General features: G+C 69.9%; 10 protein-coding genes. 6 read left to right on the top strand and 4 right to left on the bottom strand.

Annotated features, from left to right (window positions below; genetic code table 11):
• Window positions 1–42: 42 nt before the first annotated feature.
• From NAMU_RS23230 to NAMU_RS28685, 3 genes are all read right to left on the bottom strand, one after another.
• Window positions 43–1,647, bottom strand: coding sequence for a sensor histidine kinase (locus NAMU_RS23230; protein WP_169312545.1), 1,605 nt, complete (start codon window positions 1,645–1,647; stop codon window positions 43–45).
• Window positions 1,625–2,383, bottom strand: a complete 759-nt coding sequence (locus NAMU_RS23225) for a response regulator transcription factor (protein ID WP_015749779.1) — start codon at window positions 2,381–2,383, stop codon at window positions 1,625–1,627. The genes NAMU_RS23230 and NAMU_RS23225 overlap by 23 nt, the downstream gene beginning before the upstream one ends.
• Window positions 2,384–2,446: 63 nt before the next feature.
• Window positions 2,447–3,007, bottom strand: a complete 561-nt coding sequence (locus NAMU_RS28685) for a Rieske (2Fe-2S) protein (protein ID WP_015749778.1) — start codon at window positions 3,005–3,007, stop codon at window positions 2,447–2,449.
• Window positions 3,008–3,440: 433 nt separating this feature from the next.
• Here NAMU_RS28685 and NAMU_RS23210 point away from each other — a divergent pair, with 433 nt between their 5' ends.
• From NAMU_RS23210 to NAMU_RS23185, 6 genes are all read left to right on the top strand, one after another.
• Complete coding sequence (locus NAMU_RS23210) at window positions 3,441–4,775, top strand: sugar ABC transporter substrate-binding protein (RefSeq protein ID WP_015749777.1); 1,335 nt, start codon at window positions 3,441–3,443, stop codon at window positions 4,773–4,775.
• 33 nt (window positions 4,776–4,808) lie between these two features.
• Window positions 4,809–6,404: an ABC transporter permease subunit gene (locus tag NAMU_RS23205; RefSeq protein ID WP_015749776.1), complete on the top strand. Its 1,596-nt coding sequence runs from the start codon at window positions 4,809–4,811 to the stop codon at window positions 6,402–6,404.
• Window positions 6,401–7,354 carry a sugar ABC transporter permease gene (locus tag NAMU_RS23200; protein WP_015749775.1) on the top strand — a complete coding sequence of 318 codons (954 nt, stop codon included), beginning with the start codon at window positions 6,401–6,403 and terminating at the stop codon, window positions 7,352–7,354. Before NAMU_RS23205 ends, NAMU_RS23200 begins: the two co-directional genes overlap by 4 nt.
• Window positions 7,355–7,411: 57 nt before the next feature.
• Window positions 7,412–8,608, top strand: coding sequence for an ABC transporter ATP-binding protein (locus NAMU_RS23195; RefSeq protein WP_015749774.1), 1,197 nt, complete (start codon window positions 7,412–7,414; stop codon window positions 8,606–8,608).
• A 7-nt stretch (window positions 8,609–8,615) separates the two neighbouring features.
• Window positions 8,616–10,445: a glycoside hydrolase family 13 protein gene (locus NAMU_RS23190; protein WP_015749773.1), complete on the top strand. Its 1,830-nt coding sequence runs from the start codon at window positions 8,616–8,618 to the stop codon at window positions 10,443–10,445.
• Window positions 10,446–10,579: 134 nt separating this feature from the next.
• Window positions 10,580–11,581 (top strand): alpha/beta fold hydrolase, encoded by a 1,002-nt coding sequence (locus NAMU_RS23185; protein WP_015749772.1) that lies wholly within the window; start codon window positions 10,580–10,582, stop codon window positions 11,579–11,581.
• Window positions 11,582–11,585: 4 nt separating this feature from the next.
• Here the strand turns inward: NAMU_RS23185 and NAMU_RS23180 are convergent, their stop codons facing one another.
• The gene (locus NAMU_RS23180; protein ID WP_015749771.1) at window positions 11,586–12,581 is read right to left on the bottom strand and encodes a LacI family DNA-binding transcriptional regulator; all 996 of its coding nucleotides are present in this window, start codon (window positions 12,579–12,581) and stop codon (window positions 11,586–11,588) included.
• Between the last annotated feature and the right edge of the window lie 142 nt (window positions 12,582–12,723).

The raw sequence follows: 12,723 nt of genomic DNA, 5'->3' as shown, positions 1-12,723 counted from the left end.
CTCCGGACGCGGCCCCAGTATGACCCCGAGGGGGCCCGTCGATCAGCCCGTCGCGCCCGGCAGCCGGACCGTGAACACCGTCCGTCCCGGCCGGCTCTGCACGGTGACCGTGCCCCGGTGGGCGCCGACCACGGCGGCCACGATGGCCAGGCCCAGGCCGGTCGACCCGGCCCCCCGCGAGCGGGACGAGTCACCGCGGACGAAGCGGTTGAAGATCTCCGGCTGCAGGGCGGCGGGGATGCCCGGCCCGTCGTCGGTCACGGTGATCACGGCCCAGGTCCCGCCCGGACCGGCCTCGGTGCGCAGGCCGCAGCGCACGGTGGAGCCGGCCGGGGTGTGCGTGCGGGCGTTGGCCAGCAGGTTGGTCAGCACCTGATGCAGCCGGGCGCCGTCGCCGATCACCGTGACCGGTTCCTCGGGCAGGTCCAGCTGCCAGCGGTGGGTGGCGCCGGCGACCCGGGCGTCGGACACCGCGTCGATGATCAACATGCTCATGTCGACCTGGTCCGCGGACAGCGGCCGGCCGGAATCGAGCCGGGCCAACAACAGCAGGTCGTCCACCAGGGTGGACATCCGCGCCGACTCGGACTCCACCCGGCGCAGCGCGTGCCCGACGGTCTGGGCGTCGTGCTCGTCGCGGCGGGCCAGCTCGGCGTACCCGCGGATGGAGGCCAGCGGGGTGCGCAGCTCGTGCGAGGCGTCGGCGACGAACTGGCGGACCCGGGTCTCCGATTCCTGCCGGGACTTCAGGGCCCCGGAGACGTGTCCGAGCATCTGGTTGAGCGCGGCGCCCACCTGACCGACCTCGGTCCGGGTGTCGGTGTCCTGCTCCGGCACCCGCACCCCGAGATCGACCTCGCCGCGGTCCAGCGGCAGCGTGGTCACCTGGCGCGCGGTGGCCGCGACTCGGTCCAGCGGTCGCAGCGAGCGCCGGACGATCCAGACCACCGCGAAGCCACCGGCGATCAGCGCCACCCCGGTGACGATCAGCAGGATCATGGCCAGCTGGAACAACGAGCCCTGCACCTGGGCGGTGGACAGCCCGCTGACCACCGTCACCCCGTTGCGGGTGGAGGCCTCGACCCGGTAGCTGCTGTCCAGACCGGGGATGGTCACGGTCTGCGGCGCGGCCGCGGGTGCGATCGAGAGCAGCACGGCGTCGGCGTCGGCCGACAGGGGCGTGCAGCCGGTGGACGACTTGGGGGTGACGGTCCAGGCGTTGACCACCTGCCCGTCGACGATCACGCCGGTGAGGCTGTAGGCGGACTGGCCGAAGCCGCCCGGCCCGCCGGGGCGGGAGGCGGCCGAGCAGGACGGTAGGGAGCCGGCCGATCGTTCGACCGGGCCGAAGACGAATTCGTTGGCCGTCTGCAGCTGGGCGTCCAGCTGCCGCATCAGGTACCGGCTCAGGAACAACTCGGTGGTCACGCCGACGACGGCGCAGACCACGACGATCAGCGCCATGATGCCGACGACCAGCTTGTTGCGCAGGGTCAGCGGGCGGCGGGGGCGCAGCCAGTGCCGCCGCCGGGTGGGTGACGCCGCCGCCGGGTCGGACCCGACGATTGGCTCGGTGGGCGCGGTGTCGGCCGGTCCGGCGTCCAGGAGTGTGCCGCTGGCCGCCTCAGGTGGCGGGCTTGAGGACATAACCGAAACCCCTCATGGTGTGGATCATCGGTTCCCGTCCGGCGTCGATCTTCTTGCGCAGGTAGGAAATGTAGAGCTCCACGATATTGGCCTGGCCGCCGAAGTCGTAGTTCCAGACCCGATCCAGGATCTGCGCCTTGGACATGACCCGCTTGGGGTTGCGCATGAGGAATCGCAGCAGTTCGAACTCGGTCGCGGTCAGGCTGATCAGGTCGTCACCCCGGCGGACCTCGCGGGAATCCTCGTCCAGCACCAGGTCGCCGACCACGATGGTGGACGAGTCGGTGGTCAGGGCCAGGTGGGAGCGGCGCAGCAGGGCCCGCAGCCGCAGCACCAGCTCCTCGATGGAGAACGGCTTGGTGACGTAGTCGTCGCCGCCCGCGGTCAGGCCGGCGATGCGGTCGCTGACGTCGTCCTTCGCGGTCAGGAACAGCACCGGCATGCGCTCGATGTCCGCGCGCAGCCGGCGCAGCACCTCCAGTCCGTCGATGTCGGGCAGCATGACGTCCAGCACGACCAGGTCGGGCCGGAAGTCACGGGCGGCGGCGATCGCGGACAGGCCGTCCGGCGCCGAGCGCACCTCCCAGCCCTCGTACCGCAGGGCCAGGCTGACCAGCTCCGAGAGCGACTGCTCGTCGTCGACGACCAGGACGCGGATGGGCCGCCCGTCCGGACCGCGCAGGGCGGCGCGGTCGGCCGGGACGGCGGTGCTGGACAGCGGGCTCGGTGCGGTCATGACTCAATGCTGGGTGCTCGCTGTGTGACTGGCCTAGGGCGATCCTGTGCCTTAGCTGTGCGGTCAGGCCCGGTAGACCTGACCGCCGCTGATCGTCACCGGCAGCTCGGCCAGCGGGCGCTGGGCCGGGCCCTTGATCACCGCTCCGGTGGTGACGTTGAACTCCGAGCCGTGGCACGGGCAGTTGCCGCTGGCCGCGATCGCGCACTGCTGGTGAGTACAGATCGCGGTGTGCGCGACGACGGTGTCGCCGGAGTAGGCCAGCAGGTACGGGTTGGACCCGTCGCCGACGACCAGGGCGCCCGCGGCCTGCACGTCGGCCACCGACGCCAGCGGCGTCCCGGTGGGGGCGGCGGCCTCCGCCGACGTGGTCGCCGACGTGGCGGCGGAAGTGGCCGCGGAGCTCGCCGGCGCCGACGAGGTGGCGGCGGACGTGGTGGCCGCGCTCGATGAGGCCGCCGGCGAGGCCTTGGAGCTGGTGGCGGCGGCGGTGGACGAGGCGGGCGTGGTCGCGGTCGAGGTGCCGCCCGAACAGGCGGCCGCGACGGCGAGCACGGCAGTGCCGGACGCCGCGAGCATGGCCCGGCGGGGCAGGGGACTGGCGGGCGGGTGCGACTCGGTCATGGGTGGCTTCCTCCGGTACGGCGGCGGGTGAGGCAGGTGGGTGGTGATGCGTGTCTGATCCTGACTGATCTTGATCAGATCCTGACCCATGGCTCACGTCGCTGAACCTGTGAAGGTTCAATGAGCCGTCGGCGTGCGCCCGCGGGCTGTGCCGGCGGTAGATCACAGTTCGGCAACATCCTCCACGGGGCCGATGGGTGCCCGACTGAGGGCTGCTATACCGGTTCAGCTTGGAACGTGTTGCGACACAGCAAATTTCATGCCGAATGAGGTCACAGACCGGGGTTCGGTAGGCCGATTTTCGGGCGTGTCGCCGAGTTGCGATGCGGTTCGCAGAGGTTTCTGATCGCTGTCACAACGTCCATTCATGTCGGGCTCCGTCGGACACGGCCTCGGCTCCGCTCCATCCAAACCTCAGTGCAGAGGGGCACTCATGCGTCGAATGCTCAAGATCGGCCTCGCGTTGGCCGCCGTTCCACTCGTGATCTCCGCGTGTAGCAGCGGGAGCAGTTCATCAAGCACCACCAGCGCGGCCTCCTCGGCCGCGACCGGCGCCAGCTCGGCGGCCTCCGGTTCGGCCGCCGCGACCGGTGGCGGCGCGGCGGGCGGGGCCTCCACCCTCACTGTCTGGGCCGACAACTCGGCCAACACCGCCAAGGCCATCCAGCCGCTGTGCGAGAAGTGGGCGGCCGAGAGCGGCGTCACCTGCGTCGTGCGCATGTTCAACGGCGGGACCGAGCTGCAGAACGCGCTGATCCAGGGCAACAGCACCGGTGACGTCCCGGACGTCTTCGAGGGCCCGCACGACCAGATCGGCCGGTTCCAGCAGAACGGCATTCTGGCCCCGGTCGACCTGGGCGCCAACACCGACAAGTTCATCCAGGCCGCCGTGCAGGGCGTCACCTACAACGGCGCCACCGTGGGCGTGCCGTGGGCGATGGAGAACGTGGCCCTGCTGACCAACAAGGCCCTCTCGCCGACCTGCCCGGCCACCCTGGACGAGGCGGTGAGCAACGCCGAGGCGCTGATTGCCGCGGGCACCGTGCAGTCCGGCCTGGGCATCGGTATGCAGATCGGGGCGACCGGTGACGGTTACCACTGGCAGCCGCTGTTCAGCGCCGACGGTGGGTACGCGTTCAAGCAGAACGCCGACGGCACCTTCGACGCCAAGGACATGGGCATCGGCAGCGAAGGCGCGATCGCCGCGGCCAAGCGCCTGCAGGACCTGACCGCCAAGGGCATCTTCGGCGCCAACGTCAGCTTCGACATCGCCAAGGAAGCATTCACCACCGGCAAGTCGCCCTACTGGATCACCGGTCCCTGGGCGATTCCGGACGCCAAGGCGGCGCTGGGCGACAACCTGATGGTCTGCGCGATCCCGAACTGGGAAGGCAGCCAGTACAAGTCGCAGCCGTTCATCGGCGTGCGGGCCTTCTTCCAGCCGAACAACGCCAAGAACCCGGTGTTGGCCTCGACCTTCCTGTCCGACGAGGTCCAGACCACCGAGTTCATGGACGCCATGTTCGCGGTCGACCCGCGCCCGCCGGCATGGAAGGCCTCGTTCGAGACGGCTGCCGCCGACCCGATCATCAAGGCCTTCGGCGAGTACGGCCAGCAGGGCATCCCGATGCCGTCCATCCCGCAGATGTCCAACGTGTTCGAGGACTGGGGCCTGGCTGAGTTCCAGGTGGCCGGTGGCGCCGATCCGACGACCACCATGCAGAACGCCGCCACGTCGATCAATCAGCGCAACGCCAGCCTGAACTGACGTCGAACACACCGCGAGAGGATCGACGGCGACATGACCGACACCGCTCCGGCGGTCCAGGAAGAGCGGGAGGCTCCGGCCTCCCGCTCCCCGGGCGCCGGCAACCTGATCATCAAGATCATTCTGGTAGGGCTGATCGACGCCCTGCTGATCTACTGTCTGGCCCAGGCCTGGACGGCCGGGTGGTGGCCGGCGGTCGTGTTCTTCGCGATCGTGCTGATCGCCGTCAACGCGGTCTATTTCACCAAGGGCAACCTGCCCTTGAAGTACCTGATCCCCGGTCTGGTCTTCCTGATCGTCTACCAGCTGTTCATGATGCTGTTCACCGCCTACCTGTCGTTCACCAACTACGGCACGGGCCACCTGGACAGCAAGGACGCGGCGATCGTGGCCATCCAGGCCAGCAACGTGGTGCCGGTCGAGGGCGGCACCGAGTACGCCGTGGTGCCGATCGAGCAGAACGGCACCGTGTCCATGCTGGTCACCGATCCGGCGACCAACCAGGTCCGGATCGGCACCAATGAGGGACTGACCGAGGTCCCGGCCGGTGACGTGCAGCGCGACGGCGACCGGGTCACCGGGGTCAGCGGCTACCAGAGCCTGAATCTGGCCTCGCTCTCGGGCAATCCCGACCTCAAGGCGCAGTGGGATGCCCTCAGTCCACCGGTCAACGCGGACGAGGGCACCTACCTACGGGCCATCTCGATCACCCGGGCCCGCGAGGCCAGATCCGGCTTCACGTACGACGAGGCGCAGGACGCCATGATCAACACGGCGACCGGCGAGGTCTATCTGGCGAACAACGACGACGGTGCGTTCATCAACGCCACCACCGGTCAACGGCTCAACCCGGGCTGGACGGTCGGGGTCGGCTTCAGCAACTACGTCAAACTGCTGACCGACCAGACGATCCGGGAATCGTTCCTGCCGATCCTGTTGTGGACGTTCGCCTTCGCGATCCTGACGACATTCCTGAACTTCTCGCTCGGGCTCGCCCTGGCGTTGATCCTGCAGGAACGCCGAATGCGCGGGAAGGGCATCTACCGGGTGCTGTTGATCATCCCGTACGGGCTTCCGGTCATCCTGACCGCGCTGGTCTGGCAGGGCATGCTCAACGCCGACTTCGGCATCGTCAACCAGATCCTGGGGGCCAACATCCAGTGGCTCAACGATCCCTGGCTGGCCAAGTTCTCGGTGCTGATGGTCAACCTGTGGATGGGCTTCCCGTACTTCTTCCTGGTCTGTTCGGGCGCGCTGACCTCGGTCCCGGCCGACCTGAAGGAGGCGGCGTTCGTGGACGGCGCGTCCAGCCGGCACGCCTTCCGCACGGTGGTGCTGCCGCTGTTGCTGGTGGCCACCGCCCCGCTGCTGGTCACCACGTTCGCGTTCAACTTCAACAACTACACCTTGATCAACCTGTTGACCGGCGGCGGCCCGTTCTCGGGCTCGGCCATCAACGGCGGGTCCACCGACCTGCTGATCAACTACACGCTGCGGGTGGCCTTCACCCCGGCCAACCAGCAGATGGGCCTGGCCTCGGCCATCGCGATGCTCATCTTCGTCATCGTCGGATCGGTGTCGGCCTACGGGTTCCGGCTCACCCGCAAACTTGAGGAGATCGGACGATGAGCGTCGACACCTCTGCCGCCAAGACGGGGACCGAACCGAAGATCAAGGCCGACAAGATGCCGTTCGGGCGGTGGATGCGCATCGTCGGCTGGCGGCACATCGTCGCGATCATCATGGTGATCTGGGCGCTGTTCCCGGCCCTGTACGTCATCAATCTGGCCTTCTCCGGCGGCAACACCCTGACGGCGGCCTGCCCGCCGTCCAAGACCGGGCTGGCCGCGCTGACCTGCCTGTTGCCCAGCAACTTCTCGCTGGACAACTTCACCACGCTGCTGAGCAGCTCCCAGTGGCCGTTCGCGGTGTGGTTCCGCAACACGCTGCTGCTGGCCGTGCTGAACTCGTTCCTGGCCCTGTTCATGGGGGCAGCCGCGGCGTTCGCGTTCAGCCGGTTGCGGTTCAAGGGTCGCCGCATGGGTCTGCTCACCCTGATGCTCGTGCAGATGTTCCCCGCGGTGCTGGCGCTGACGGCCATCTTCATCCTGTTGCAGCAGATCGGCGACGTGTTCCCGGCGCTGGGTCTGCGCAGCGTGTGGGGCCTGCTGCTGGTGTACCTGGGCGGGGCGCTCGGCGTGAACACCTTCCTGATGAAGGGCTACTTCGACACGATCCCGGTGGATATCGACGAGTCGGCCCGGATCGACGGTGCCGGCCACGTCAAGATCTTCTTCGGACTGATCATGCGGCTGGCCCTGCCGATCCTGGTCGTGGTGTTCTTCGTCAGCTTCACGGCCACCTTCAACGAACTGCCGCTGGCCCAGCAGATTCTGCCCGACCCCGACAACACCACCCTGGCCGTCGGTCTGCGCGGCCTGGTCGCCGATCCACTGCGTCAGCAGTGGGGTCTGATGGCTGCGGGTGGCCTGATGGCGGCGGTACCGATGCTCATCGTCTTCGGGATCACCCAGCGCTCCCTGACCACCGGCCTGACCGCCGGCGCCGTCAAGGGCTGACCGGCGCCGACCCGCACCTAGATCCTTCTTCTCGACACGCGACCCAGGAGAGCGTCCATGGCACCCGTGGTACTGGACAAGATCAACAAGGTTTACGAGAACGGCTTCCACGCCGTTCACGACCTGAGCATCGACGTGGCTGACGGCGAGTTCCTGGTCCTGGTGGGCCCGTCCGGCTGCGGCAAGTCCACCGCGCTGCGGATGGTCGCCGGTCTGGAGGACATCTCCACCGGCAACCTGCTCATCGGTGGGCGGCGGGTGAACGACGTCGACCCGCAGGGCCGGGACATCGCGATGGTGTTCCAGTCCTACGCCTTGTACCCGCATATGAGCGTGCGGGACAACATCGCCTACGGCCTCAAGCTGCGCAGGATGCCCAAGGACGAGATCGAGCGGCGGATCGCCAAGGCGGCCGACATGCTCGAGCTCACCCCGCTGTTGGACCGCAAGCCCAAGCAGCTTTCCGGCGGCCAGCGTCAGCGCGTGGCGATGGGGCGCTCGATCGTGCGTGAACCCCAGGTCTTCCTCATGGACGAGCCGCTGTCGAACCTGGACGCCAAGTTGCGGGTGCAGATGCGGGCCGAGATCTCCGCCGTGGTGCGCTCGCTGAACACCACCACGCTCTACGTCACGCACGACCAGACCGAGGCCATGACGATGGGCGACCGGATGGCGGTGATGAAGGCCGGAATCCTGCAGCAGCTCGGCTCGCCGAGCGACTGCTACGACACCCCGGTCAACATCTTCGTCGCGCAGTTCGTCGGTTCGCCGCCGATGAACCTGGTCACCGGGCACATCACCCAGGGTGCCAACGGTCTGGAGGTGAAGATCGGCGACACCGGCCTGCAGATCCCCGAGTCCGTGGTCTCCGCACGGCCCGCCCTCAAGTCGTTCGTCGGCAAGCCGGTGGTCGTCGGCGTCCGCAGTGAGGACATGGAGGACGCCAACCTGGCCCGCGACGCCGATGAGACCCGGCGGATCAAGGGCAAGGTGACGTTGACCGAGGCCCTGGGGTCGGAGCTGGTCGTGCACTTCACCTTCCCCGGTGAACGGGTGGAGACCGCGGACACCAAGCTCATCGAGAAGGAGGCCGGGGCCGAAGGACTCCGCGTCGGGCCGGAGCTCGGGGTGACGTGGGTGGCCTCGTTCGCACCGCGGTCCCGGGTGCGGATGGGCGATGACATCGAGGTGGCCGTCGACGTCGAGCGCGTCCACTATTTCGATCCCGAGACATCGCTGGCCATCTGGACCTGATCCACCCGTGATCAATCAGCACGCCGCGGTTCCGGGCGGCGAACCCGGCCCGCACCACGATGGTTCACCGCTCTACGTCGGGACGCAGACCCCGGCCGCGGGCGACCGGGTGCCCCTGCGGGTGCGGGTGCCCCGGTCGGCCGGCGTCGACGCGGTCTACCTGCGGGTAGTCGAGGACGCCGAACCCCGGTATGTCCGGGCCACCGGCAGCGGTCACGTGGACGGGGAGGACTGGTACACCGCCGAGGTCACCGTGCACAACCCGGTCACCCAGTACCGGGTGCTGCTCGACCGCGGCCCGGCCGGGTACACCTGGCTCAACGGCAGCGGCGAGTACTCCCGGGAGGTCGCCGACCGGCACGACTTCCGGCTGACCACCTACGATCCCGGGCCCGACTGGGGCCCGGACTCGATCGTCTACCAGATCTTCCCGGACCGGTTCGCCCGGTCCGGGGCGGAGCGCGCCGTGCCCGACTGGGCGGTGTCGGCCGGCTGGGACGACCCGGTGATCCATCGGGGGCCGGACACCCCGCACCAGTTCTACGGCGGCGACCTGGACGGCATCACCGAGCATCTGGACCACATCACCGGGCTCGGGGCGACCGCGATCTACCTGACGCCGATCTTCCCGGCCCGGTCCAACCACCGGTACAACGCCACCAGTTTCGACTGCGTCGACCCGTTGCTGGGCGGGGACGAGGCGTTGGCCCGGCTGTCGACCGCGGCGCACGCCCGCGGCCTGCACGTGATCGGTGACTTCACCACCAACCACTCCGGAGACGACCACGCCTGGTTCCGGGCAGCCCGGGCCGGCGGTCCCGAACGCGAGTTCTACTACTTCGACGAGCGCGGTGACTACGTCTCCTGGATGGACCACCCCACCCTGCCCAAGTTCAACCTGGAGTCGACCCAACTGCGGGACCGGCTGTTCGGGCGGGACGACTCGGTGGTGGCCCGGTGGCTGCGGCCGCCGTACGACCTGGACGGCTGGCGGATCGACGTGGCCAACATGACCGGCCGGTACGGCCCGTTCGACCACGGGCACGACGTCGCCCGGGAGCTGCGCGGCACGCTGGACGCGGTCCGGCCGGGGTCGGCGCTGCTGGCCGAGCACTGCCACGACTTCTCCACCGACCTGATCGGCGACGGCTGGCAGGGGGCGATGAACTACGCCGGCTTCACCCGGCCGGTGTGGAGCTGGTTGACCGCCGCCGAGAACGGCCTGGGCTTCCTGGGCATGCCGCAACGCATTCCCCGGCGCGGTGGCGGCGACACGATCGCCACCATGCGCGACTTTCTGGCCAGCACCCCGTGGAAGGTGGCGTTGCGGCACTGGAACCTGCTGGCCTCGCACGACACGCCCCGGTTCCGCACCGTCACCCGGGACCCGGTCGCGGTGCACCTGGGGGTCGGGCTGCAGATGACCTACCCGGGTGCCCCGATGATCTTCGCCGGGGAGGAGCTCGGGTTCGAGGCCCTCGACGGCGAACACGCCCGCACCCCGATGCCGTGGGCCCGCCCGCAGGACTGGGACCAGGCGGCGTTGACCGGCTTCCGCGAGCTGATCGCCCTGCGCCGGGCCCACCCGGCCCTGCGGACCGGCGGGCTGCGCTGGGTGATCGGCACCGACGACGCGATCGGTTACCTGCGGGAGACGGCCGACGAACGGCTGCTGGTGGTGGTGGCCCGCGCCCCGTGGGCCGGGGCGGTGTTGCCCGGTCGGCTCGCCGCGCAGGCCCCGCAGACCCTCTACGGCGAGGTCGCGCTGCAGGCGTCGGAACGGGCCCTGATCGTGCCCGGCGACGGGCCCGGCGTCGGCGTGTGGCGGTTGGCCTGACCAGCCCGGACGGGTGAGAACGGCCCGGGGCGGGTGACGCCCTGGCCCCGGACCCGGGACCGGGGTTAGTCTGCCTGATCAGACCGTTTCTGACGGTCCTGACAACTTCGCTCCCCACCTCCGGGAGGGCTGCCGTGGCCGGTCGCAAGTCGTTGCGGGTACAGACCCGCACCGTGCACGGGCACCGCCGCGCCTATGTGCTGGCCGGCCGGGGCCCGGCGCTGCTGTTGCTGCACGGCGTCGGCTGCGATCACCACACCTGGGACCCGGTGATCGAGCACCTGTCCCGCCGGTACACGGTGATCGCGCCGGACCTGCTGGGGCACGGGGACTCGGCCAAGCCGCGGGCCGACTACAGCCTGGGCGGCTTCGCCAACGGCATGCGTGACCTGCTGGCCATTCTGGGCATCGACCGGGTCACGGTGGTCGGGCACAGCTTCGGTGGCGGGGTGGCCATGCAGTTCGCCTACCAGTTCCCGCAGTACGCCGAGCGGTTGGTGATGGTCGCCCCGGGCGGGCTCGGCCCGGAGGTGAACCCGATCCTGCGCGGGCTGACCCTGCCCGGCGGCTCGACCGCCCTCGCGGTGGCCGCCACCCCGCCGGTCTACGCCGCCCTGCGGCTGGTCGGCGGTCGCGCCCACGCCATCGGGTTGCCCGGCACCGCCGACATCCCTGGCGCGCTGGGCGTGCTGAAGGGCAAGGCCGACCCGGCCGAGCGGGACGCGTTCCTCCACGTGCTGCGGGCCGTCGTGGACTGGAAGGGGCAGGTCGTCAGCATGACCGACCGGGCCTACCTGGCCCGGGAGATGCCGACCTGCCTGGTCTGGGGTTCCCGGGACACGGTGCTGCCGGTGGTGCATGCGCAGCGCGCCCGCGCGGTCATCCCGGCGGCCCGGATCGAGGTCATCCCGGGGGCCGGGCACTTTCCGCATGAGGAGAAGCCGGATCAGTTCGTCCAGATCCTGGACGACTTCATCGCCGCGACCGCGCCGTCGGTTTACGACGCCAAGAAGTGGCGGACCGCGCTGCGCCGGGGCCGGGCCGGCGAAGCCGCCCGGGTCGGGCTGCGCATCCCGAAGGACCTGCGCCCCGAGGACCTGGCCGGGGCGCCCGAACCGGCCCGTACCGCCGGCTGACCGGTCACCCGGCCGGCGGGGCCACCGAGACCCGTCGGGTCAGTTCCATCGGGACCCGGTGCACCTCGGGGTCGGCCGGCGGGGCCATCAGCAGCTCCACCGAGCGCCGCCCCATCTCGAAATAGGGGATGGCCGCGCTGGTCAGGGCCGGCCGCAGCCAGCTGGCCAGGTCGGAGTCGTCGAACGAGATCACCGAGACGTCCTGCGGCACGGACCACCCGAAGTCGCTGATCGCCTGGTAGGCGCCGAAGGCGATGCGGTCGTTGAGGCAGATGAACGCCGAGGGCCGGTGGCCCCGGGCCAGGTACTCGGTCACCGCCCGGTAGGCGTGGTCGGGCCACCAGAGGCAGTCGACCAGGCCGGCCAGCTCGGCGCCGGCCGCCGCCAACGCCTCGCGGATCCCGGTCAGCCGGTCGTGCCCGGCCACCGCCTGGGTCGTGCGCTCGCCGACCAGCACGATCCGGTCGCGGTGCCCGTGAGCCAGCAGTTCGCCGGCGACCAGGCGGCCGGCCTCGACCTCGTCCGGCACCACGTTGGTCAACCGCTTGCCGCGGGTGGAGCAGTTCAGCAGCACCACCGGCAGCTTGCGCAGGATGGTCGGGACCCGGACCACCTGGGTGTACATCGACGCGTAGACGAAGCCCCCGACGCCGCGGTCGATCATGCCCTGGATGATGTTGCGCTCGACCTCCGGATCGCCGCCGGTCTCCCCGACGAACAGCAGGTGCTCGTGGCGGACCGCGGTGGCCAGGGCGGCGCGGACGACCTCGCCGGCGAACATCTCGCTGGCGATCTGGTCCGACAGCAGGCCGATGGTTTGCGACAGGTTGGTGCGCAGGCTGCGGGCCAGCAGGCTCGGCCGGTAGTTCAGCTCGCGGGCCGCCTGCCGGACCCGGCGTTCGGCGTCGGCCGAGATGCGCATGTCCCGCCGGCCGCTGAGCACGAATGACGCGGTGGTCCGGGAGACGCCGGCCCGTTCGGCCACGTCGCGGAGCGTCACTCGGGCCGGAGTGCCCGCCGCATTCGGCGGCTGCGTCACCTGATTCGCTTACCCTTCAGCACGCGAGACCCCCGTCTCGACATCGGTCAATGCTCCCTAGCCTAGGTGGTAGGGACAGACCGGGCACCCAGACGGGCGTTCG

It is taken from the genome of Nakamurella multipartita DSM 44233 (assembly GCF_000024365.1).
Lineage (GTDB): Bacteria > Actinomycetota > Actinomycetes > Mycobacteriales > Nakamurellaceae > Nakamurella > Nakamurella multipartita.
The sequence above is the reverse complement of the archived record's forward strand: the minus strand, read 5'-3'. Positions and strand labels throughout refer to the sequence as shown.

Excerpts from the sequence above, each read along its gene's own strand:
- NAMU_RS23230 (WP_169312545.1), bottom strand. The coding sequence starts at position 1,647 with ATGTCCTCAAGCCCGCCACCTGAGGCGGCCAGCGGCACACTCCTGGAC.
- NAMU_RS23195 (WP_015749774.1), top strand. The coding sequence starts at position 7,412 with ATGGCACCCGTGGTACTGGACAAGATCAACAAGGTTTACGAGAACGGC.
- NAMU_RS23225 (WP_015749779.1), bottom strand. The coding sequence starts at position 2,383 with ATGACCGCACCGAGCCCGCTGTCCAGCACCGCCGTCCCGGCCGACCGC.
- NAMU_RS28685 (WP_015749778.1), bottom strand. The coding sequence starts at position 3,007 with ATGACCGAGTCGCACCCGCCCGCCAGTCCCCTGCCCCGCCGGGCCATG.
- NAMU_RS23200 (WP_015749775.1), top strand. The coding sequence starts at position 6,401 with ATGAGCGTCGACACCTCTGCCGCCAAGACGGGGACCGAACCGAAGATC.
- NAMU_RS23210 (WP_015749777.1), top strand. The coding sequence starts at position 3,441 with ATGCGTCGAATGCTCAAGATCGGCCTCGCGTTGGCCGCCGTTCCACTC.
- NAMU_RS23205 (WP_015749776.1), top strand. The coding sequence starts at position 4,809 with ATGACCGACACCGCTCCGGCGGTCCAGGAAGAGCGGGAGGCTCCGGCC.